The organism is Nostoc sp. FACHB-152, assembly GCF_014697475.1.
Classification (GTDB): domain Bacteria; phylum Cyanobacteriota; class Cyanobacteriia; order Cyanobacteriales; family Nostocaceae; genus Nostoc_B.
The window spans coordinates 159,942-182,157 of record NZ_JACJRV010000006.1 but is presented as its reverse complement, the minus strand read 5'-3'; the positions used below and the strand labels follow the sequence as shown (position 1 = coordinate 182,157).

15 protein-coding genes and 1 pseudogene are annotated in these 22,216 nt (G+C 39.5%); 6 read left to right on the top strand and 10 right to left on the bottom strand.

Annotated features, from left to right (window positions below; translation table 11 throughout):
- Positions 1–80: 80 nt before the first annotated feature.
- A complete protein-coding gene (locus H6G76_RS08290) occupies positions 81–863 on the bottom strand; it encodes an RDD family protein (protein WP_190698239.1) in 783 nt (260 codons plus the stop codon).
- A 20-nt stretch (positions 864–883) separates the two neighbouring features.
- Positions 884–1,732, bottom strand: coding sequence for a hypothetical protein (locus tag H6G76_RS08285; RefSeq protein WP_190698236.1), 849 nt, complete (start codon positions 1,730–1,732; stop codon positions 884–886).
- A gap of 174 nt (positions 1,733–1,906) precedes the next feature.
- Between H6G76_RS08285 and H6G76_RS08280 the strand changes: the two genes are divergently transcribed.
- A complete protein-coding gene (locus tag H6G76_RS08280) occupies positions 1,907–2,857 on the top strand; it encodes a stage II sporulation protein M (protein ID WP_190698233.1) in 951 nt (316 codons plus the stop codon).
- 263 nt (positions 2,858–3,120) lie between these two features.
- On the opposite strand, the gene H6G76_RS08275 is transcribed toward H6G76_RS08280, so the two are convergent.
- The 5 genes and pseudogenes from H6G76_RS08275 to H6G76_RS36915 all read right to left on the bottom strand — a co-directional run.
- Complete coding sequence (locus H6G76_RS08275; RefSeq protein WP_190698231.1) at positions 3,121–3,600, bottom strand: DUF4383 domain-containing protein; 480 nt, start codon at positions 3,598–3,600, stop codon at positions 3,121–3,123.
- A 104-nt stretch (positions 3,601–3,704) separates the two neighbouring features.
- Positions 3,705–4,715 (bottom strand): SDR family oxidoreductase, encoded by a 1,011-nt coding sequence (locus tag H6G76_RS08270; protein WP_190698228.1) that lies wholly within the window; start codon positions 4,713–4,715, stop codon positions 3,705–3,707.
- A gap of 422 nt (positions 4,716–5,137) precedes the next feature.
- The gene (locus H6G76_RS08265) at positions 5,138–5,692 is read right to left on the bottom strand and encodes a general stress protein (protein WP_190698225.1); all 555 of its coding nucleotides are present in this window, start codon (positions 5,690–5,692) and stop codon (positions 5,138–5,140) included.
- A 26-nt stretch (positions 5,693–5,718) separates the two neighbouring features.
- Positions 5,719–6,330, bottom strand: a complete 612-nt coding sequence (locus H6G76_RS08260; RefSeq protein WP_242056347.1) for a hypothetical protein — start codon at positions 6,328–6,330, stop codon at positions 5,719–5,721.
- An 11-nt stretch (positions 6,331–6,341) separates the two neighbouring features.
- Positions 6,342–6,722 (bottom strand): annotated as a pseudogene (locus tag H6G76_RS36915) (alpha/beta fold hydrolase); the annotation flags it as partial.
- 866 nt (positions 6,723–7,588) lie between these two features.
- Between H6G76_RS36915 and glgX the strand changes: the two are divergent.
- The 5 genes from glgX (at position 7,589) to H6G76_RS08225 (ending at position 18,935) form a co-directional block, all read left to right on the top strand.
- Positions 7,589–9,715, top strand: coding sequence for a glycogen debranching protein GlgX (gene glgX / locus H6G76_RS08245; RefSeq protein ID WP_190698222.1), 2,127 nt, complete (start codon positions 7,589–7,591; stop codon positions 9,713–9,715).
- Between the two features lie 20 nt (positions 9,716–9,735).
- On the top strand, positions 9,736–11,550 hold the full coding sequence (gene treZ / locus H6G76_RS08240; protein WP_190698219.1) for a malto-oligosyltrehalose trehalohydrolase: 1,815 nt from the start codon (positions 9,736–9,738) through the stop codon (positions 11,548–11,550).
- A gap of 156 nt (positions 11,551–11,706) precedes the next feature.
- A complete protein-coding gene (gene treY / locus H6G76_RS08235) occupies positions 11,707–14,511 on the top strand; it encodes a malto-oligosyltrehalose synthase (protein ID WP_190698216.1) in 2,805 nt (934 codons plus the stop codon).
- A gap of 106 nt (positions 14,512–14,617) precedes the next feature.
- On the top strand, positions 14,618–17,965 hold the full coding sequence (treS, locus tag H6G76_RS08230; protein ID WP_190698213.1) for a maltose alpha-D-glucosyltransferase: 3,348 nt from the start codon (positions 14,618–14,620) through the stop codon (positions 17,963–17,965).
- A 643-nt stretch (positions 17,966–18,608) separates the two neighbouring features.
- Positions 18,609–18,935 (top strand): hypothetical protein, encoded by a 327-nt coding sequence (locus H6G76_RS08225; RefSeq protein ID WP_190698210.1) that lies wholly within the window; start codon positions 18,609–18,611, stop codon positions 18,933–18,935.
- 841 nt (positions 18,936–19,776) lie between these two features.
- Here H6G76_RS08225 and H6G76_RS08220 read toward each other — a convergent pair.
- The 3 genes from H6G76_RS08220 to H6G76_RS08210 form a co-directional block, all read right to left on the bottom strand.
- Positions 19,777–20,196 carry an ester cyclase gene (locus H6G76_RS08220; RefSeq protein WP_190698207.1) on the bottom strand — a complete coding sequence of 140 codons (420 nt, stop codon included), beginning with the start codon at positions 20,194–20,196 and terminating at the stop codon, positions 19,777–19,779.
- 358 nt (positions 20,197–20,554) lie between these two features.
- A complete protein-coding gene (locus H6G76_RS08215; RefSeq protein WP_190698204.1) occupies positions 20,555–21,283 on the bottom strand; it encodes a DUF3891 family protein in 729 nt (242 codons plus the stop codon).
- A 115-nt stretch (positions 21,284–21,398) separates the two neighbouring features.
- A complete protein-coding gene (locus H6G76_RS08210) occupies positions 21,399–22,091 on the bottom strand; it encodes a manganese catalase family protein (RefSeq protein WP_190698202.1) in 693 nt (230 codons plus the stop codon).
- Positions 22,092–22,216: the final 125 nt, after the last annotated feature.

Here is a 22,216-nt window from a genome sequence, read left to right as displayed (position 1 = left end):
AGCTCAACCTAAAAAACATAAAATGTAGGGGAGCCACTTGCTTCAACGGGGGGAACCCCCGCAACGCACCATTATGATATCTAAAATTCTTTGTGCTGATAAGCTAGGTAAACAGCTTCTAAAAACACATCAGGCGCAGCTGCTGGCAATTTATCTAAATTAATAATAGCTGTAACCTGTTGCGTTAACTTAGCAGCCAAGGCAATTCTTGGCTTAAATTCCATTGCATCACGTCGCTGCAAATATTCTCGAATTACAGCAAAATCATCGGGTAATAATTGTGATAAATCGGCAATGTCTAGCAATTCTGTATAAAGCGACCTCGCTTGTTCTGAAATTGTAAAAGTTGCCGATGCAGCAGGTATTTGAGAATCAATCACGATTGTACCAGCAGCCCAATCACCAAGCCGCTTTTCACGCTGGCTAAACATAATAAAAATAGCACCAATATATAAGAATTCGTCTAAAGGTCTTAGTAAACTACGTAAAGTTGCCTGTGCTAACCCAACAGGTCTACCATCATCTCGAATCACGCGAATTTTAGCAAAGCGTTTGCCTGGGGTTTGTCCTTGCCATAAGGTTTCAAAAAATACAAAATAACCCGCGTAAACTATGAAGGCTATGAGAAAAAAAATGGCTAATAACCAAAGTCCAAAATTTTGAGCGTTTTTTGTCCAGTCATTGAGAAAGTCAAACAACTGAACTGAAAAAATAGCCCAAACAATAACAAATAAAAGTAAAGTCAGACCCAATACAAAGTAGTCGATAAGTAAGGCCAAAGCTCGATTGCCAATGCCTGCTAATGTAAACTCTATTTCTACACTTTCTGGAGTTTGCAGTCGAATGCGGTTAAAAAAGCTCATATTAAATTTTATTTTCAGGTTTAGTAAGAGCGAAAATCTTGAGGAGGTTCACGTAACTGCAAGCCCATACCCTCGCGCCGACTACGCAAGTCCAAATATAAAACAGCTTTGAGTGCTTGCCAGAATGGCATCACTAATACTCCCCCGATTAAGCTGGTGATTATAGATATAAAATAAACAGTCCAGTAGATAGCAGAACCAGGTTCTAGGCTGGCAAGATAAAAGCTAGGTACATAGTTCAAAAGTCCAACAATTGGTATTGTGACCAGGAAAGCAACTAAAACTACACCTTGAATTCGCCAAGCCGAAGCTTTTGTTAACTCCCAACTTCTAGCGACACTTTCGCCACCATTGATATTTTCTTCAACTGCTAAAGGTACTTCGGCAATTACCCAACGAGCATAAAACCAAGTCAGCCCTAACAGCAGAAGACTCCCCATGATGAGTGCTATTACCACAGGTGCGACAACCGCAGCGTTAGTACCTAGGGCAAAGACGAATATCAGCCCTACAAGGAATGATATAAAACCACCTGCGATCGCTAGTAGTATATAAACACCCAATATAGATAGCCCCACCTGAAAAGCTACTCTGAAAAATGACCATAACCGAGGATTAATATGTCTGCTAGCATCTGCGACACTTTCGGGTTGGTAAATTAGTTCTCCAAAAGCCAAGCGAGATATAAGTCCAGAAATAGCAGCATATTTCGCCCAACCATAAATAGGAATTAACACCCACAAGTGAGCAATTACCGCTTGTTTAAAATAAGTTTTTAGATGAGAACGATACAGTAGCACCGCAGCACTAACCACATTCCCCACTCTGAGTGGTTGCATGGGGCTGGGAGAACCAATATTTCCAGACATGATGCCAAAATTCCTTGAAAGTACAGTGTGAATTTGTGGCTATCTTAAGGTAGGTTATAGCAATTCGTAATTCGTAATTCGTAATTCGTAATTAATAAATGTATAAGTTATTGAGGTTGTCACTGCACTGACTTTCTAGAGAATTGAGATTATTTGCTAATATTCCCACAATTTATGAATCTTCAACGTTGGATTGCACGACGCGAACCAAATTGGCAGCGTTTGGATGTTTTATTAAAACAAATCGAAAAAAAAGGTTTAAAATCGGTACGCGCAAACGAGATTAGAGAATTAGCTAGTTTGTACCGTTCAGTAGCGGCAGATTTAGCACGCGCCCGTACCCAAAAAGTCGGTAATACTTTGATACAAAGTCTACAAATTTTAACAACGCGGGCTTATACGCAGATTTATCAAGGTTCACGCCGACAAGAATGGCGGGGAGTTATGGAATTTTACAAATGGGGATTACCCTCTGTAGTACAGCAAACATTCCTTTACATTGCTATAGCTACGGGTTTATTTTTGTTGGGGGCTGTTGTTGCTTGGTGGTACGCATGGCAAGACCCAACATTTATGTCGCTGATAGTACCACAGCGATTAATTTCTCAGGTACGAGATGAACATAAATTATGGATGGGTTCGATTGTTGGGGTTGAACCTTTAGCATCAAGCAGCATTATGATTAATAATATCTCTGTATCGTTTGGCGCAGTTGCTGGCGGAATCACTGCGGGAGGATACACAACTTATTTAATGGTATTCAACGGTTTATTAATTGGTGCTGTTGGTACTTTAGTTGGACAAAATAATTTGGCTTATCCTTTTTGGGCTTTTGTCTTTCCCCACGGTGCTTTAGAATTACCAGCTATCTTTTTTGCTGGTGGTGCAGGTTTATTATTAGCCAGAGCAATTTTATTTCCTGGTAAATATCGCCGCAGTGATGCGTTAAAATTCTACGGTTCTCAAGCCTCACAATTAGTTTTTGGGATTGTACCAATGTTGATTATTGCTGGTACTATTGAAGGCTTTTTTTCTCCGAATCCCGATGTGCCAGATCCCATAAAATATATCGCTGGGTTAGGGTTATTTGTACTTCTAGTGCTTTATTGCAGTCGTAAGCGTTAAAAAGAGGGGTTAGAGGCTAGAGGCTAGAGACTAGTAAGTCCAGTAGGGTGAGTTGCGTTACACGACAACGCACTATTTTTTATTGTTTAAGGTGTGTGCGTTAGCCTATGGCATAACACACCATACATTTTACTAGTGTCTAACCTCTAATCTCTTTTTCATGATTAGGAAAGCGATCGCCTTGTATAATTACCAAGTGCGATCGCTAAATTAGTTGCTCAAACTAATTTATTGATAGTTTATCTTCTCATACTTGGGAATGGTTAGAGATTTTGTGCAACATTCTTATCCATTACTTTCGCGGGAATAATTAGTCCATAGTACCCGGCCGCGAATGCAGCTAGAGCATTAATCCAAACATTGTTACCAAATAGGGGCATTAGTCCAAAAGATGTTTTGGCTAAAGGTAACAATCCCATAATTGCTAATACGATATAAGCAATAGCAAAGCCACGATTGAATATACGCGCGCTGCTAGCACTTGTAAAAGAACTAATACCTAACAAACCTACAGCACAACGTACAAAGTTATGTAAGAAGTTAGTAGGAAATAGACCAAAAATGTAGCCAAAACCCGCAGTATAGGCATTATGAGATGCATCCAGAGAAACAAAAGACTCACTACTTCCTGGTAAAGATACTAAGGCAGGTGTAAATCCTGCTAAACCTAAGAGTAAATAGGTAACTCCAATGGCTAAAGCACAGTAACGCTCTAGCATTTTTCCGGTATTAACATTGTCCATACTATTTTGACTCCTGATATATGGGGAATGGGGAGTAGGGAGTAGGGAACATATTCAAAAAGTGAATATAAGTCTTATTTCAGGCTTCACTTCAGACTTTTTATTCATCCTTGCTGTTTAAAGGCTTGCATTGCTAGCAAAGTTAATACCGCTCCAGAGGCGATCGCGCCCCACTGAAAGATAGGAATTTTACCTAATGCATCAGTAATACTTGGAATAACTAACTTGGAGTAATCGCCGTCAACTCTGTCGTCTTCTGGAACAGAAGTGTAGAAATTGTTGGGTGCTTCTTGAGATTTTGGTTCTGAAGAATGTTGTAAGTTAAAGCCAATTAGCAATAATATGGAATCGACTAAAGAGGGCGAGATTTTTTGCACTAAATCTAATAACTTAGCCACATCTCCAACTAAAATGTCACGCGTTGGATGTTCGGCTGCATAGAGAACTGCATCAGCAACAATTCTGGGGTCGTAGTAAGGTGGAATTCCGGCTGGTTTTACCCCTAGCTTTGTCAGTCCATTGTTCCAGAAGGGGGTATTGATGACTGCTGGCTTAACACTCGTCACATTGATAGGCCATTTCTCATGGATCAACTCAACGCGCATCCCTTCAATAAAGCCCTCAACGCCGTGTTTTGAACAAGAGTAAGCACTTTGATATGGTAGCGAGCGCCTACCTTCCATTGAAGAGATGTGAATTAACGAGCCTTTTCCTGTACGTTTGAGATGAGGTAACGCCGCCATCGCCCCATATACTTGTCCCATCAAATTGACATCGATGACGTGCTTAAACTCTTCTGGTGTAGTGTTGTCGAAAGTGGCAAATAGACCAATAGCTGGCACATGAACCCAAGTATCAAGCCTGCCATAGACCTCTACTGTTTTGTCGGCGATCGCTTTTACTTGGTCAAATACTTGCACATCAGCTACAACATAAGTTGCATCACCACCAAAGCCTTTAATCTCTTCTACCAACGACTTTAGTTTTGTCTCACTACGAGAAGCCACAACTACCTTTGCCCTACGTTTGGCAAACCGCAGTGCAGTTTCTCTTCCGATGCCGCTAGACGCGCCAACAACTGTAACTACTTGTTGATTTATTGGTTTTAGTTGCATATTTCGATTTGATGCTGAATTCTGCGGTTTTCTGGATTTATGAGTCTTCAATTAAGAAGAAAAATGAAGCATCAACTAATTTTTTAGCTGAATTTCAATCTTGAGCAAAATAACTAACAAATTTAGTTAAATATTTTTGTCACACTATCTATCGGCTGGAATAAAGCTCCTAAGAATTTTCTTGAGGAGCTTGTTGAGTGTGAAACAGTATTTAACTAAAATTTATCTGCGTTAACTACTTGCAACATCTTTCGCAAGATAGGGCTTACTTTAATCTCAATTGTTTTTGAAGTTTGAAGTATAAAGTCTGAAATTAACAGCCTATCAAGTATGAGGCATTCACATCACGATTATCGGTGCGTTAAGCGTTGCTATAACGCACCCTACAATTTAAGAGTTTACTAAATCATTTATTTTAGACTTCAGACTTCATTCCTGTTATAAACACCCCAATTTTGAATATCCTGTTTTTGCAGTATTGCTTCAGCGCGATGAATATCTTCATCTGTACTATCTAGGATGAGCAAATAGTAACTTTGCTGGAGGCGATCGCTATACACTCTGGCGTGTTCTTCGGGAATGCCTAACTTAGTAATTGCTTTCACCAAATTTTCGGTAGATGCTGCACTGATAGCTACACCGCCGAGGCTACTAGCTATGGCGACACCAATAGTACCAACTGCCAACACAGCCCCTAAATTGCTAGGAATTGCCAGACTACCCAAACCAACTAATAGGCTACCCCAACCAGTGGCGGAGAGTGCGTCTCCGATAGCTGATGTTGTATTGGTGTTTTGATTACCGATGCGATCGCTCATTTGAACTTCATCAATGTGATCGCCTTTTTCTACATTTTTACCAATTACTGAAACTCTATCTAGCGGGAAGTTTGCGGCTTTCAATTCACTAATTGCTTGTTCTAATTCTTTAGCTGTCGCAAATGCACCTAATGCTAATTGCGTATTTTTAGTTACCATATCCACCCTCCAATATTCTTTAGCTTTTATGCTTTTTCCCATTGCACCGGAAAGCGATCGCCTTCTTGGCTAATAAACTTATCTAGCTGCTCTAAACCTAATGCCCCAGGGACAGGATAACGTGCAGATATCAGCCTTTGAAGTTCGGTGTTGTATTGAATTAAGGCTGGAAAATTTCTCGGAAAATCTTCTTGAGTTCCGACAAATTTACCTCGCTGACGTGCGTATTTAAACACTTGACTCCATTGTTCAATAGTTGGTAGACCCACTGCCTCTACACCGTGGGAGAAAAGCATCAGATAAATTTCATCATATGGATTAATTTCTTCTAGATAATTTTTAATTCGCTGTAGAGAAGGCTCCATATTAAATGTCATCCAAAAGGGTACTGAACCTGTAAGCAAAGCCCACATTGGTTCTAGCAAGATAAACGATTCTACGAGTAAGCGATTAGCAGGAATTCCTCGTTGTGTATACCACCAGCGATATAAACCTGCTACAAAAGGGCTGAGATCATCTGGTTGTTTAAAGATGATTCGTTGGACTTGATAACCGCGATCGCGTGCAAAATTTTCTACATCTTCCCGCAAAGATTCCTCAAACCCCCATTCGGCTTCCGGTGTTTCTCCATCTGGCAAGGATGCATCCCAGTCCGGACTATACGCGTTAAACCAGCTTGCCAGTAGTCATAAAGCTGTACTAGAGTTTCTGAAGGATCTTCTATGGGAGCGTTGAGAAAGAAACGCCATAACTGCTGCGGTAAAGTACGGGCGTGTCGGTCAACAGTTGGGACTTGGAGGATGGCTCGTTCGAGGCGATCGCCATAACGGAAGGCAAACTCAGATATAATCTGACAACCAAAGGAATTACCCAGCATAGTTGCTTTTTCAATTCCGACTGCATCCATTTCACGCCGCGCTGCTAAGAATAATGTGGCTCGTTGTTTAGCAAACTCTAGGGCTGTAGCACGGCTAATTCCGCTAGATGCGCCTGTGATAACGATGACGGAACTGTGTATTGGTCGAGGCATAGGTCTTCCTCCTTGAGCGATCGCGTTTATTTATGGCAAACTCTATATTGTTTATGTAATTCCTGGTTTGTCAGAGTATTTTTATAATTTGCTATTTTTTTGCTAAAAACAAATAATCTTATCTTTTATAATTAGCTATGACTGATTATTTTAAACTTACGCATTAAAGCTCACAACATAAAGTCAGCCTAGCTTGTGCTTTTAAATTTTGATGATTCCCCTAACCAGATTAAAAACTAGTTGGGGAATCTGAGTGCTTAAGTCCTGATTTTAAGTTCGCATACAAAAGAATATTTTCTGACTCTCTTTAGATAGAATTTGCTCAGAATCTAAACTATTTGGGTAAATTACTATATATAGCAATTCTCTTTGATTTACAAACTGCTTATGTGGGCAGGCAATAGGCAATAGATTTGTTTGAATCTCCTATCTGTACTGCTAAATATGGAATTTTAAAGCCTTATTTCGGGTAATGTCGCTTGAAAAGCAGTTAAATTATATATTGCTCTTTAATCACAAATAATGCTTAGAATTTCTAGCGAAGAAGCTAAGTTATATTTATTCTTAAAGACTGAGCTACATATATATAGATAAATTTTATAGAACGCGGCGATCGCTAATCTTGTAAAATTCATCCGTTAATTAAATTTCTTGGCCGTAGTTACAAAACATCTAAATATCTCAGATATTTTCATCTATCTTGCGATTTAAAAATTTCTCACTCTATTGATGGAAGAAAGCAAAAGGTTTTCACTATAAATTCATTTTAAATTCAATTTCTTTAAAATTTCTTTAAAGAATTTTAAAGCAATAAAATAAAAACTATTTATGTTTTCCACCCAATATCAATTCTTGGAATTTCACCTATGTATGTAGCATTATGGCCGGGGAGTGTATATCCCTTAGGTGCAACTTGGGATGGTAAAGGGACAAATTTCGCTTTATATTCAGAGAATGCCACAGGGGTAGAACTTTGTTTATTCGATGAAAATAATGAAGAAGTTCGCATCCCATTAACTGAAAAGAACAATTTTGTTTGGCATGGTTATTTACCAGGAATTGGGCCAGGACAAAAGTATGGATATCGAGTGCATGGCCCTTGGTCTCCAGAAATGGGTCATCGCTTTAACCCCAACAAACTACTGATTGATCCATATGCTAAGGCAATTGATGGTGAGTTTAAACACGATGAGTCTGTTTTTGGCTACTCTTGGGATGCGCCGGAAAAAGACTTAGCTTTTTCTGATTTAGATAATGCTCATATCATGCCTAAGTCTGTAGTTGTCGATCAATCTTTTGATTGGGGCGATGACAAATTACTGCGGACTCCTTGGCATACAACAATCATTTATGAAACTCATGTCAAAGGCTTCACTCAACTGCATCCAGATATTCCTGAAGAATTGCGCGGTACTTATGCTGGTTTAGCACATCCAGCAGCAATTCAATATTTGCAACAGCTAGGAATTACAGCTGTTGAATTGATGCCTGTGCATCATTTTTTATCCCGTCCTGGACATTTAGTAGATAAAGGACTCACCAATTATTGGGGCTACGATTCGATTAATTATTTTGCTCCCTATTGTGGATATAGTGCGAGTGGTTGCTTAGGGCAACAAGTCACCGAATTCAAAGAGATGGTCAAGGCTTTGCATTTTGCAGGCATTGAGGTGATTTTGGATGTTGTCTACAACCACACTGGCGAAGGCAACCATTTAGGGCCAACGCTATCACTAAGGGGAATTGACAATAGTGTGTATTACCGCTTAGTCAAGGATGACCCTCGTTATTATATGGACTTTACGGGTTGCGGTAACTCTTTAAATGTGCGCCATGCCCAAGTCTTGAAGTTAATTATGGATAGCCTGCGCTACTGGGTATTAGAAATGCACGTAGATGGCTTCCGGTTTGATTTGGCTTCGGCATTAGCGCGGGAGTTATACGAAGTAGATAGCCTCGCAGCTTTCTTTGACATTATTCATCAAGACCCTGTTTTGGCAGATGTCAAATTAATTGCTGAACCTTGGGACTTGGGCGAAGGTGGTTATCAAGTAGGAAATTTCCCTGTACTTTGGACAGAGTGGAATGGCCGATATCGAGATACAGTGCGGGACTTTTGGCGAGGTGCAGATAATAGTCTGGGACAGTTTGCTTACTGTTTTACTGGTAGCCCGGACTTATATCAACAAAACGGTCGCAGCCCTAATGCAAGTATTAACTTTGTTACCGCCCACGATGGCTTTACTCTAAACGATTTAGTCAGCTATAACGATAAGCACAACGAGGCGAATGGCGAAGATAACCGAGATGGCGAAAGCCATAATCGATCCTGGAATTGTGGCGCAGAAGGGGAAACTGATGATCCCGGCGTGTTGCGCTTACGGGAACGTCAACGGCGAAACTTTTTAACCACTCTGCTGCTATCCCAAGGCGTACCCATGATGCTGGCGGGTGATGAAATGGGGTGTACTCAGTGGGGTAACAACAATGCTTATTGCCAAGACTCGGAAATTTCTTGGCGAAACTGGGATTTAGTAAAAACCAACCAAGACTTATTAGACTTTACACGCGAACTGATTTATTTCCGTCATCAACATCCAGTGTTCCGGCGGCGCAAGTGGTTTCAAGGTCGTCCTATTCATGGACATGGTATTAGTGATATTGCTTGGTTTAATGCCGATGGTAGTGAAATGACTGACAAGCAATGGCTAGTTAGTTATGCCAAGGTGATGGAAATTTTCTTGAATGGCAAAGGAATCATTACTCCTGGGCCGCAGGGCGAACGAATTATTGATGAAAGTTTCCTGCTATTTTTTAACGCCCACTACGAACCTGTTGAGTTTGCTTTGCCCCATAGCCTCAAAGATAAGGCTTGGACAATAGTGATTGATACTGACAAACCTCGTTTTATTAAAGACGAGAAGTTAATTTCAGGATATCAAACTGTGCAAGTAACAGAGCGATCGCTTGTTTTATTACGTTGTCTTGAATAATCAAAAGATTCTGAATAATTATGAAGATTGGCGCGCATTATTTAGGCGATGGTTGTTGCGAGTTTACAGTTTGGGCCCCAGATAAAAAAACAGTTGCTTTAGAAATTGTTTCGCCCAAATCTCAAGTTATCCCGATGGAGAAACATGGGGGTTACTGGCAAGTTACAGCTAACAATATAGAACCAGGAACACTTTACTTTTATCAATTAGATGGTGAGGAAAGCAGACCTGACCCCGCTTCAAATTTCCAACCCCAAGATGTACACGGGCCATCTCAGGTAATTGATCATAGTTTTACTTGGAATGACAGTAATTGGTCTGGTGTTCCTTTAGAACAAATGATCATGTATGAGTTACACGTTGGAACTTTTACACCAGAAGGCACATTTGAAGCAATTATCCCTCGGTTGAAAGATTTGCGCGATTTAGGAGTAAATGCCATTGAATTGATGCCAGTGGCACAGTTTCCAGGCGATCGCAATTGGGGATATGATGGCGTTTATCCCTATGCGGTGCAGAGTTCCTATGGCGGGCCGCAAAAATTAAAGCTATTAGTTGATGCTTGTCACCAACAGGGCATAGCGGTGATTTTAGATGTGGTTTATAACCACTTTGGCCCCGAAGGAAATTACATGAGTCGCTTCGCGCCATACTTTACAGAAACATATCGCACTCCTTGGGGCAGTGCGATTAATTTTGATGATGCCCATAGCCCTGATGTTCGCAATTATTTCATTCAAAATACGCTTTACTGGTTGCAGGAATATCATATTGATGCACTGCGTTTAGATGCAGTTCATGCTATTTACGATTTGGGTGCAAAACATTTCTTGGCAGAACTCGCAGAAAATGTTGCCGAACTTTCCAAAGCGCAAGGAAGAAGCCTTTATCTAATTGCAGAAAGTGATTTAAATGACCCCAAATTCATTCGCCCACAGGAATTAGGCGGTCACGGTTTAGACGCTCAATGGAGCGATGATTTACATCATTCACTATATACTTTGTTAACAGGCGATCGCGTTGGTTATTACGAAGATTTTGGCAAAGCCGAACATTTAGCCAAAGCTTATAAAGACAACTTTGTTTATGACTGGAAATATTCTCCTCATCGCCAACGTTTTCATGGTAACTCAGCCAGCGATCGCCCTTCCTACCAATTTGTGATCAATAGCCAAAATCATGACCAAGTTGGTAATAGAATGCTAGGTGAGAGAATATCACAACTAGTCTCATTTGAAGCTGTGAAATTGGCGGCGGGAGCAACTTTGCTTTCTCCTTATATCCCAATGTTATTTATGGGTGAGGAATATGCAGAAGATGCGCCGTTTATTTACTTTGTTAGTCATTCAGATCCCGATTTAATTAAAGCAGTTAGAGAGGGCAGAAAGAAAGAATTTAAAGCCTTTCACGCCGAAGGTGAACCACCAGACCCAGAAGGCAAAGAAACATTTTTGCAGTGTAAATTGAACTGGGAAAAACGCCAAACTGGTAAACATAAAATAGTATGGGATTTTTATCGCCACCTGATTCAATTGCGTAATCAAATTCCAGGTTGGACAACAGGCGATCGCAGCAATATCCAATCTGGAAGTAACGAAGAGAAAAAGCTTGTTTGGTGGACAAGAGAACTAGAAAATAAAAAACTACTTTGTCTGCTAAACTTCAACACCAGTGGCATTACTTTGGATAACGAGTTTAGCAATAATTCTTGGAGAAAAATTCTGGATTCTTCCGAAGAAAAGTGGTTAGGAACCGGCTCAATTTTACCAGAAGAAATTAACACACATCAGCAATTAACAATGCGTAGTCAGAGTTTTGCTTTATACGAAGGTTAAAGAAGAGGCTAGGGTATATTTTCAAAGTTTTAGATCCCCCCTGGTTCTCCTTTTCAAGGGGGATTTAGGGGGATCTCAAAAGCTAAAAGTCTAAACGAATATGTTGATAATAAACTCCAACCTCTAAACCCCATTCCCTATTCCATTAAAAAAATTATGCGTATACCTGTAGCTACTTATCGAATCCAATTTAATTCACAATTTCCTTTTAACTCAGCAAAAGAAATTACTAATTATCTAGCCGAGTTAGGCATATCTGAACTTTACGCCTCGCCAATTTTTCAAGCTAGAGCAGGTAGTAGCCACGGGTATGATATTGTTGACCCAAATCAATTAAATGTCGAGTTGGGAACGCAAGAAGATTTTGTTGCTTTAGTTGAAGATTTAAAAAAATATAACATTGGTTGGTTACAGGATATTGTACCTAACCACATGGCTTATGATAGCCAAAATAAATATCTCATGGATATTTTAGAAAATGGGGGTAATTCCAGCTATACTAACTATTTTGATATCTCTTGGAATTCACCTTTTGCTAGTAGCCAAGAACCGATATTAGCACCACTTCTTGGACAATTTTATGGTGATTGTCTAGAAAAGGGAGAAATTCAACTGCAATATGACCAAAGCGGATTGAGTGTCAATTATTATAGTTTAAAATTACCAGTCAATCTAGAGTCGTATGCAATTTTCTTAAGTCGGAACTTAGGCGAATTAGCAAGAACTTTAGGCAGAAAGCACCCTATATTTGTCAGGTTGCTGGGTGTGCTTTACATGGTGAAGAATTTCCCCCAAGATACGCACCCAAACCAAAGACAAGACCAAATAGATTTTGTTAAAGGTCTGTTATGGGAACTGTATACAGATAATACAGAAGTTAAAACATTTATTGATGACAACCTCAAATTATTTAATGGTGAACCTGGAAAACCAGAAAGTTTTAACTCATTAGATAATTTGCTTTCTCAACAGTTCTACAGACTTTCTTATTGGAAAGTTGGGGCAGAGGAAATTAACTACAGAAGATTTTTCACAGTCAATGAGTTAATTTCTGTGAAAATTGAAGAATTAAAAGTATTTAAGAATACTCATGAGTTAATTTGTAGCTTAGTTAAGGCGGGACACTTTACAGGCTTACGCATTGACCACATTGATGGTTTATATAATCCTACTCAGTATTTAGAAAGGCTGAAAGAACAAGTAGATGATACATACATCTGTGTAGAAAAAATTTTACAGCCAAGAGAAGACTTACCAGGAAATTGGCCAGTTCAGGGTACGACCGGGTATGACTTTTTAAATTACGTCAATGGAATTTTTTGTAAAACTGAAAATGAAGAAGCTTTTACCCAAGCTTATTACAATATCACAGGTTGGAAAACACCTTACGAGCAAACAGAAAAAGATAAAAAACATCTCATATTAGAAAGAAACTTAGCCGGAGATGTAGATAACTTAGCATATCTGTTAAGGAAAATTTCTAGTAAGTATCGCTATGGTAATGACTTTACCATCAATGGTTTGAAACGCGCACTTGCCGAAATATTAACTCGCTTCCCGATATATAGAACCTACATAGATCAAGATGGGATAACAGACAATGACCGTACCTATACTCAGGATGTAATTGAACAAGCTAAAGCACATCTTCCCTTCTTAAATAACGAGTTAAACTTTATCGAAAAGTTACTCTTATTAGAGTACGATGATTCTTTAACTGAAGCAGAAAAAGAACAGTGGCTATACTTTGTTATGCGCCTGCAACAATATACAGGGCCCCTGATGGCAAAAGGCGCAGAAGATACGGCATTATACGTTTATAATCGCTTTGTTTCTTTAAACGAAGTTGGTGGAAAACCTGACCAGTTTGGTATTACTAAAGCTGAGTTTGATGAATTTAACCAAGCACGTCAATCGCGCTGGCAATATGCCATGAATGCTACTTCTACCCATGATACTAAAAGGGGTGAAGATATTAGAGCGAGGTTGAATGTTTTATCAGAAATTCCTGAAGAGTGGGAAAGCCAAGTTAAGAAATTTAGTGAAATTAATCGTACTTTAAAAAGCCGCACTGATAAAAAAAACGTAATGCCAGATGCTAACGACGAATATTTATTTTATCAGATGCTGATTGGGGCTTTGCCATTTGTTGAACATGAGTATGAGGATTTTTATACTCGCCTCAAAGATTACCTCTTAAAAGCCATTAGAGAAGCGAAAGTACATACAGCATGGTTACGACAAAATAGCATCTATGAAAATGCTTTTATTGACTTCGCCAGCCGAGTTTTAGAACCATCAGATTCCAATCAATTTTTACAAGAGTTTATACCTTTCCAAAAACAAATAGCTTACTACGGTATCTTCAACTCTCTGTCTCAAACCCTAATTAAAATTACCTCCCCTGGGTTCCCAGACTTTTATCAGGGAACTGAACTTTGGGATTTTAGTATGGTTGACCCCGATAACCGTCGTCCGGTTGATTTTGAACTGCGACGCGATTATCTCAAAAAGATTAAGGAAAAATCCCAAACTGACATATTGCAGTTAATTGAAGAATTATTGGCAAGTAAAGAAGATGGCAGAGTCAAGTTATTCCTAATTGTTCAAGCATTAAAAGTAAGAACAACATATGTCGATGTTTTTCAAGACGGTCAGTATTTACCTTTAGAAGTAGAAGGGCAATTTAAAGACCATATTGTTGCCTTTGCTATGGTTCATAACAATCAGTCAACTATTACGATTGTTCCTCGATTTTTGACAGGCTTAATTCAACCTGGACAATATCCATTAGGAACTCAAGTTTGGAATGACACTGCTATTAAATTACCTTCCGAAGTTTCTTCAGCTTGGACAGATGCAATTACTGGACAAACAGTGAAAGCAGATAAGCAATTATTAGTTGGTGATGTGTTGCAATATTTTCCTGTAGCACTGTTAACTAATAATCCTGGAAAATGATTTGTCTCACGCAGAGGTGCAGAGGCGCGGAGAGTTAAAGGAATACTCTCAAACTTTTCTTCCTTTGCATTCTTTGTGGTTCGTTTAAAAAAAATTAAGATTAAAAATGACTAATTACCTTCTTTCCAACGACCCCTTATGGTTTAAAAATACAATTATTTATGAACTACCTGTTAGGGCATTTGCCGACAGTAATAATGATGGCATTGGCGACTTTCGCGGCTTAACAGAGAAATTAGACTATCTCCAAGACTTAGGCATAACTGCTATTTGGTTACTCCCCTTCTTCCCATCACCACTTAAAGATGATGGTTATGATATTTCCGATTACACCAGCGTTAACCCAATTTACGGCACATTAGAAGATTTTAAACAGTTTTTAGATGCTGCCCATCAACGGGGAATTCGAGTAATTATTGAGTTAATTATTAACCATACTTCTGACCAGCATCCTTGGTTTCAAAGGGCGAGACGTGCGCCTAAAGGTAGCCCAGAAAGAGATTTTTATGTGTGGAATGATACTCCAGAAAAATATCAAGAAGCCCGGATTATCTTTCAAGATTTTGAAACATCAAATTGGGCTTGGGATGCGGTTGCTAAATCTTACTATTGGCATCGTTTTTACTCCCATCAACCAGATTTAAACTACGACAATCCTTTAGTGCGGGAAGCTGTATTTGAGGTATTAGATTTTTGGTTAGAAATGGGTGTCGATGGGTTACGAATGGATGCAGTTCCTTATCTATATGAACGGGAAGGAACGAACTGCGAAAACTTACCAGAAACCCATGCTTTCTTAAAAGAATTAAGGGCGCAAGTTGATGCCAAATTTACTAACCGGATGCTGTTGGCGGAAGCAAATCAATGGCCGGAAGATGCAGCGCAATATTATGGCGATGGCGATGAATGTCACATGAACTTCCATTTTCCCCTAATGCCGCGTTTATTTATGGCATTGCGGATGGAAGACAACTTCCCTATTGTTGATATTCTCCAGCAAACACCAGCGATTCCTGATAATTGTCAGTGGGCGTTGTTCCTCCGCAACCATGATGAACTCACCCTAGAAATGGTGACGGATGAAGACCGCGATTTTATGTATCGGGTTTATGCCCAAGACCCCATGATGCGGTTGAATTTAGGTATCCGTCGCCGACTAGCACCACTTTTAGGTAATGACCGCCGCCAAATTGAGTTACTCAACAGTTTGCTGTTATCTATGCCAGGGACACCCGTAATTTATTACGGTGATGAAATTGGTATGGGTGATAATGTTTATGTAGGCGATCGCAATGGTGTACGTACTCCCATGCAATGGAGTGCAGATCGTAACGCTGGTTTTAGCCGCGCCAACCCCCAGCGTCTATATCTACCCGTGATTGTTGACTCAGAATACCACTACGAAGCCCTCAACGTCGAAGCCCAAAGAGCAAATCATAATTCTCTTTGGTATTGGATGAAACGTTTGCTGGCGACTCGCAAACGCTTTCCCGCTTTGGGACAAGGTAAGCTGGAAATATTACATTCCAATAATCGCAAAGTTTTGGCGTTCACTCGGTCAACGGATAATGAAACAGTATTGGTAGTAGCGAATTTATCTCACTTCGTCCAGACAGTAGCATTAGATTTATCCAGCTTTAACGGGTCAGTCCCAGTCGAAATTTTTGGTCAAACTCAGTTCCCAGCTATAGGTGAGTCCAGTTATTTCCTCAGTTTGAGTCCTTACGGGTTTTATTGGTTTACCCTCCAGCCTAGCTTGACTCAACAGCCTAAACTGCAAGTTCAATTACCCACCCTGGTTGTCAATAGTTCCTGGCAAGAGGTAACTTCTCAACGGGAAGTCAAAAATACTCTAGAATCTACACTGCGAGATTATCTATATACCTGCACTTGGTTCGCTGGCAAATCTCAGACTGTGCAATCAGTACAAATTATTGAGACAATTTCTTTACCCTACGATGATAAGTCTGCTCAACTTGTTTGGTTGCAGGTAGACTATCTCCAAGGAAGTGCAGACACGTATCTCTTATTTTTAGGCTATGCTACAGGTGAACAAGTGTCAAACCTGATTGCAGAAACACCCCAAGCGATAGTTGCAAATCTGGAGATCCAACAAACACCGGATGCGAATGGCGTTTTATTTGATGCGTTAACAGACAAAACTTTCCTTACCGGATTATTGGATGCGATCGCCAACCATAACGCTTACCAAGGCATCACAGGAAAATTAGTTACCACGACAACTGATTTATTCCCTCTAGATCAAGATGGAATCTACCGGAATCCTACTATTCAACAGATAGACGGCAAACCCAGCACTAGTATAATTTATGGCGATCGCCTTTATTTGAAACTCTTCCGCAAAGTCGAAGCTGGTACACACCCCGATTTAGAAATTCGGCGGTTCCTCAGTGAGAAAAAATCCCTGCAAAACTTTATTCCTTTAGCTGGGGCGATAGAATATCAATCGAATTCAGAAGGTTATAATCGTAGCCTACTCATGACTATCGGCATATTGCAAGAATTCATCTTCGATATCCGTAGTGGTTGGGATTATACTCTTGATAGCTTGCAGCATTACTTCGACTTAGTAACAACACAACACGCCTCTGTTACTGAAGTCCCGCTTCCTTCCGGTTCAATACTCCATTTGCAGCGAAAAGATATTCCCGAATTGGCACTTCACACTATCGGTTCTTATCTCTCAAGTGTAGAACTGTTGGGTAAATCTACAGCCGAACTCCACATTGCTTTAGTTACAAATATAGCTAACACCGACTTTGCCCCAGAAGCTTTTTCGACGTTTTATCAGCGTTCCATCTATCAAAATGCGCGTAACCTAACAGGGCAAGTCTTTAGAGTACTGCCCGAAAGATTATCATCTTTACCACCAAATACCCAACAATTAGCAACAGAAGTTCTCAACCGCCAACAGGAGATTTTAGACCGCTTCCAATTAATAGTGAAGCAAAAAATCACTGCCTCGCGGACTCGTTATCATGGGGACTTCCATCTGGGACAAGTGCTGTACACAGGTAAAGATTTTATTATTACCCACTTTGAAGGCAGAGGCGCACGTAGTTTAAGCGAACGCCGCAGAAAGCGATCGCCCCTGCGAGATGTAGCCACAATGCTGCTATCATTCCACTACGCTGTAAATAAAGCACTGCGTCAAGAAATAGAAAGTGGCATGATTGTGCCGGAAAATCACGCATTGTTAGAAGAATGGGGACAATTTTGGTATACCTGGGTGAGTACAGCTTTCTTAAATTCTTACCTGGAAATTGCCAGCAAGGACGATTTCTTACCCACAAATACAGCCGAACTGCAAGTGTTGATTTCTAGTTTCTTATTAGAAAAAGCGATCGATGCACTGAGTTACGAAATTAACAATCGTCCAGATTGGGCTGATATTCCTTTGCAACTGATTCTGCAATTATTGGAAAGTGCTTAATGTTTCCACGATTTATAGCGGTTCTCGCTTGAGTGAAATAAAGATAGATTTTTCGTAGGGGTTTAGCACTGCTAAACCCTTACATATAAATTAGATAATGTTAAATTAATTTCAAAATTAATTTTGAAATTACATGGATATAAACAAGGACTTAGTAATCATTTTTTCAAACTTATTATCTTTTTTATTCTATCTAGAGATGGTTGAGTGAATATAGTTAGTATGCATCTTCATCAGCAACTATTAAATACCTAAGATTTGATTTGTCAAGAAAATCTTAGGTATTTAATAGTTGCTAGCTCTGAGTTTAAACGAATAAGTAAATTATTGGCTCAAATACCTGAAAAGCATATAAAACAAGGAATTTACTTGAGTTTACAGTTTAATTTACATTAGGAAAATAAGTATACCGAAAGGAATATTTCAAAAAATCAGTAACGTTATACGATTAAACAATAAACATTTTTAACCAGATTATCAATTTCCTTGGTGGCAAAGCCTGCCACCACAAAATTAGTGATATATAGGATTTACAAGCAGTCATAGGTACGCTCACTCCGTACCCTGTTTTTTAATAACTGGAGAATGTTTAAATATCACAGTCACTGTATAACCATCTTACTTTTTCAAGGGGGAAAGTGTTATGAGTTTTTTGAAAAGATTTTCCAATTCAACTACACGTTTAGTATGTTTAGAATTTTTATTTCTGACATTTACTGTATTACCTGCTTTAGCTGATGAGTGTTCGCCAAATCAGCGAGTGCCGTTGCCAGGATGTGTTAAAGCAGAATATATTAGCGGTGGAGCTATTCTAACTAATAACTGTCCTTATCCAGTTACTGTTAAAGTTGATATAGCTCAGGCATCCGATCAACGGGTAGATGTTGGTGCCAACGGAGGAAGAACTGTAATCAATACTAACGGTAGGTTTAAGTTGAGTTGCTGTCCCAAATATAATAGATGTAGTTAACAATACCTTAGCCAAAATAAGAGTATGAAGAGATAGGGCTGGAGAGTAGTTTTTGAGTTGCCGTTGTGGCGAAAATAGAAGGTTTGTGTCACTAGGTGCAGCCTTATAAAATTTTGTAAAAATGACCCACTTTTCAGCTTAATTGATGAGAAATACAAATGATAACATTGCCTAGTTTTTCTCCTTTTAGGCAATGTTTTTTAGTGTCCAGACTGAGTGGTAATACGCTGAAAGATGGTGCAAACTTGTCGCCGTCAAGGTCGGTCTGTAATTGATTTTGTTGCACAAGAGCGATCGCCTGAAGAATTGTAACTAAAGCTACACAATTACAGTAGTATATATTTTAGTATCCCTAACTTGAACAGCACAGTGTTTCAAGCAAAAGTCAGACCTTTTCCAAATAGGTTTGATTTTCCGGGCGTTTCACAAATTAACAGAAAATGTAAGTAAGGTTAAAAAAATTAACTATTTGCTCTCAAACCGCAATCAGGGCAAATTTAATTATGAAAAGCATCACCAGCATTTTTTATCTAACTGATTACGTTGAAGTAACACTGAGAACAGAAACGAAAGCATGAACCCCTCTTCATCATTCAGGGTTCAGGGAAAACTGAATTATGGCAGTAAACAACAGTTATTAACTCCATAAGCGAGTATTAATACACTGGTGAAGTGCTTGCATCCCGATGAAACAGCACCCTATTTAACCCTTTCCCAACGCAAAGCCTATACTCTGCAAGTACATCATTGTGTCATCTTTATTACCATCGCTTTAGACGTATTAACATTTCTTCTGGGCAATTGTCTCTGCTTGAAGAAAGAAAGGTCTGCTGATAGCAGGCTACTCGTTTGGTGGTTGAATAAGCGCCCCAAGCTGAATCACTCTTCCCAGGTCATCAGCATTTCGCCAAGTTTCGACGATTTTGCCATTTTTCATCTGATGAATAAATGTGGCTGTAAAAGTCTGTTGTTTACCACGCGCCGGGATGCCAAAAAAACTGTCTTGCATACAGGTATTAGTTGCACGCACTACAACTTTGTCACTTTCAGCAATCACATCTTCGATTGTCCAAGTCTGCTTGATATCTCCAAATGAACCAAACAACTGACGTACTCCATCGGGCCCTTGTGGAAGTTGTGGCGGCCCGCCATGCAGTTTCCAAGTTGGTGCAGTAATTGCACAAATCTCTTCAACTTGATGCTCGCTAATCAGTTCAAACCAGCGTCGAGCTAGGATTTTGTTATTCTCAATTTCAGACATCACTACTTTTGTCCTAGTCAAGCTAAAAACTTAGTCAACCTTGTGCAACAAAAAAATTGCAACTAATCTTACAATTTTAATGCTGTTAATGAATTGTCTGAGCCTTAGCAAACAAAACTTTGGACATATAGCGATAGCCAGTAGTGTTAGAACATCAGTAGATGAAAAAACTTAGACACTCAAAGACTTTTAAGCCTGTCCCCTGCTATAGTATAAAACTCAAACCTCTACTTATTATTTAAGTAAAGAAAACCTCAGGTATCTAAAACCGAGGTTACAAGTTTTCAACCTGCGCTAAAAGCGTGGATTTGGCAAGAAATTACCAAAGCAATCGCCAAGTTAGTCCAGGTGAATGAGATTAGTCAGCAACAAAAGTCCACTCCAGCACTGTGATAGGAGCTTGTTGAAGTGCTTGTACTAATTGAGATGGAGTTTCAAATTTCACTTGGGATAATTCGCAAGCTTCAACATTGACAGTGAATTTTTCATCTTCAAAAGGCCAAGGTTGAACAGTCACCAAGTTATCGCTACGTTGCATGATGTCATAACGTTGACCATCAGGCCCCTGACTAATTTCTAAAAACCGTTCATCAGCTGGTAATTCATTTTGACAGAGAATCAACGACAAGCGATCGCACCATTGCATAAACGCGTAAGCTTCATCGAGTTCGTCTGTTGTAATTCCTAACTCCTTACGCCAATGTTCTTGCTTTTGAAATTGTTCGTCTAAAAACTTGTCTAATTCTGGAGATTTTCCTCGTCTTGCTTCATTAATCCGACACAGATGCTTAGAAATTAATAGAGTTACCCAACGTCCGCGATAGTGAGCATTTTTAACTAGATTTTCTAACTTATCAACTTCCATCTTTGGATTTAACATGAAATCCATTGGTGCGCCAGCTTCCGTAAGATTATTTTCTTCCCACTCTTTTTCTAAATCATCGTGATGGGAAATTGCTGCTAGTGTTTCATATAAGCGAGGTGGAGCATTTTTGCGCCGCCACTGTCCTGCTAGTTGCGCTGCGAGTAAAGCATGGGCGCGATGATAAATAACTTCCCAACCATTTTGAGTAGGCTTAACAATCACAAATTAATCTCCTTAAGGTAGAAAAAAGACATAAGAAAATGAGTCAGAGAAAGAACTCCCCCTGACTCAGGTGGTTATCATTGAGGTTTGACAAACAAATTAGGAGGCAAGAAAATTAGTTAGTCTTGCGTTCTAGAGGGTTGGCAACATATTTAAATGTAGGCTCAGAATTCCAAGGGCCGCGCTCATCCTGAGTACCATTGCTTGACAGGTTATAGTAAATATCCACCGTTTCATCCGGTTGAATATTACCAAAAAATGGATCTGTTAATTTACCCAATGAATCTAGAGCTTTCATGAACATTTGGGTATGAGAAATTTCCCGTGTTAATAGATGCACTAGAGTATTTTTAGTACCTTGATCTGATGCTAACTTGATTAACTCTTCGTAAGTTTGACGTGCGCCAGCTTCAGCTGCAATGTTGGCTCTTAAATCGCGCACTACATCCCCACCTTCATTGATGTAATTGGCTGTCCACGCACTACCTTGGCTATCTAAAAAGTGAGGCCCTATACCGCGAACAGCAAACAGAGTACTTTTATAAACTTCTGTTTGATCTGTATTCTTAGTGTGGCCTTCAATGAGTTTACCAACCATTTCTAAATGGCTGAATTCTTCAATGGCAATATCTTGCAACATATCCCGAATTCCAGCATTTTCAACATGGAAAGATTGTACCCAATATTGCAGAGCTGCTGTTAATTCTCCAGTCGCGCCGCCAAACTGCTCAAGAAGTAACTGAGCAAACCGAGGATTAGGCTCATTAATGTTTACTGCATGAATTGGTTCTTTTTTGTGGAAAAACATGAAATTCCTCTACGATAAGTTTGAACAAAAAAACTAGTGAATAAATTTATTGAATTGGCAGTTTCTAACTATTGTTACTGCTATTAATTAAGCAGATTAGAAACTGCCAATAAACCAACTATTAG

Bases quoted from the DNA above. Each gene is read 5' to 3' on its own strand.
- H6G76_RS08290 (WP_190698239.1), bottom strand. From the start codon at position 863: ATGAGCTTTTTTAACCGCATTCGACTGCAAACTCCAGAAAGTGTAGAA.
- H6G76_RS08285 (WP_190698236.1), bottom strand. From the start codon at position 1,732: ATGTCTGGAAATATTGGTTCTCCCAGCCCCATGCAACCACTCAGAGTG.
- H6G76_RS08280 (WP_190698233.1), top strand. From the start codon at position 1,907: ATGAATCTTCAACGTTGGATTGCACGACGCGAACCAAATTGGCAGCGT.
- H6G76_RS08275 (WP_190698231.1), bottom strand. From the start codon at position 3,600: ATGGACAATGTTAATACCGGAAAAATGCTAGAGCGTTACTGTGCTTTA.
- H6G76_RS08270 (WP_190698228.1), bottom strand. From the start codon at position 4,715: ATGCAACTAAAACCAATAAATCAACAAGTAGTTACAGTTGTTGGCGCG.
- H6G76_RS08265 (WP_190698225.1), bottom strand. From the start codon at position 5,692: ATGGTAACTAAAAATACGCAATTAGCATTAGGTGCATTTGCGACAGCT.
- glgX (WP_190698222.1), top strand. From the start codon at position 7,589: ATGTATGTAGCATTATGGCCGGGGAGTGTATATCCCTTAGGTGCAACT.
- treZ (WP_190698219.1), top strand. From the start codon at position 9,736: ATGAAGATTGGCGCGCATTATTTAGGCGATGGTTGTTGCGAGTTTACA.
- treY (WP_190698216.1), top strand. From the start codon at position 11,707: ATGCGTATACCTGTAGCTACTTATCGAATCCAATTTAATTCACAATTT.
- treS (WP_190698213.1), top strand. From the start codon at position 14,618: ATGACTAATTACCTTCTTTCCAACGACCCCTTATGGTTTAAAAATACA.
- H6G76_RS08225 (WP_190698210.1), top strand. From the start codon at position 18,609: ATGAGTTTTTTGAAAAGATTTTCCAATTCAACTACACGTTTAGTATGT.
- H6G76_RS08220 (WP_190698207.1), bottom strand. From the start codon at position 20,196: ATGTCTGAAATTGAGAATAACAAAATCCTAGCTCGACGCTGGTTTGAA.
- H6G76_RS08210 (WP_190698202.1), bottom strand. From the start codon at position 22,091: ATGTTTTTCCACAAAAAAGAACCAATTCATGCAGTAAACATTAATGAG.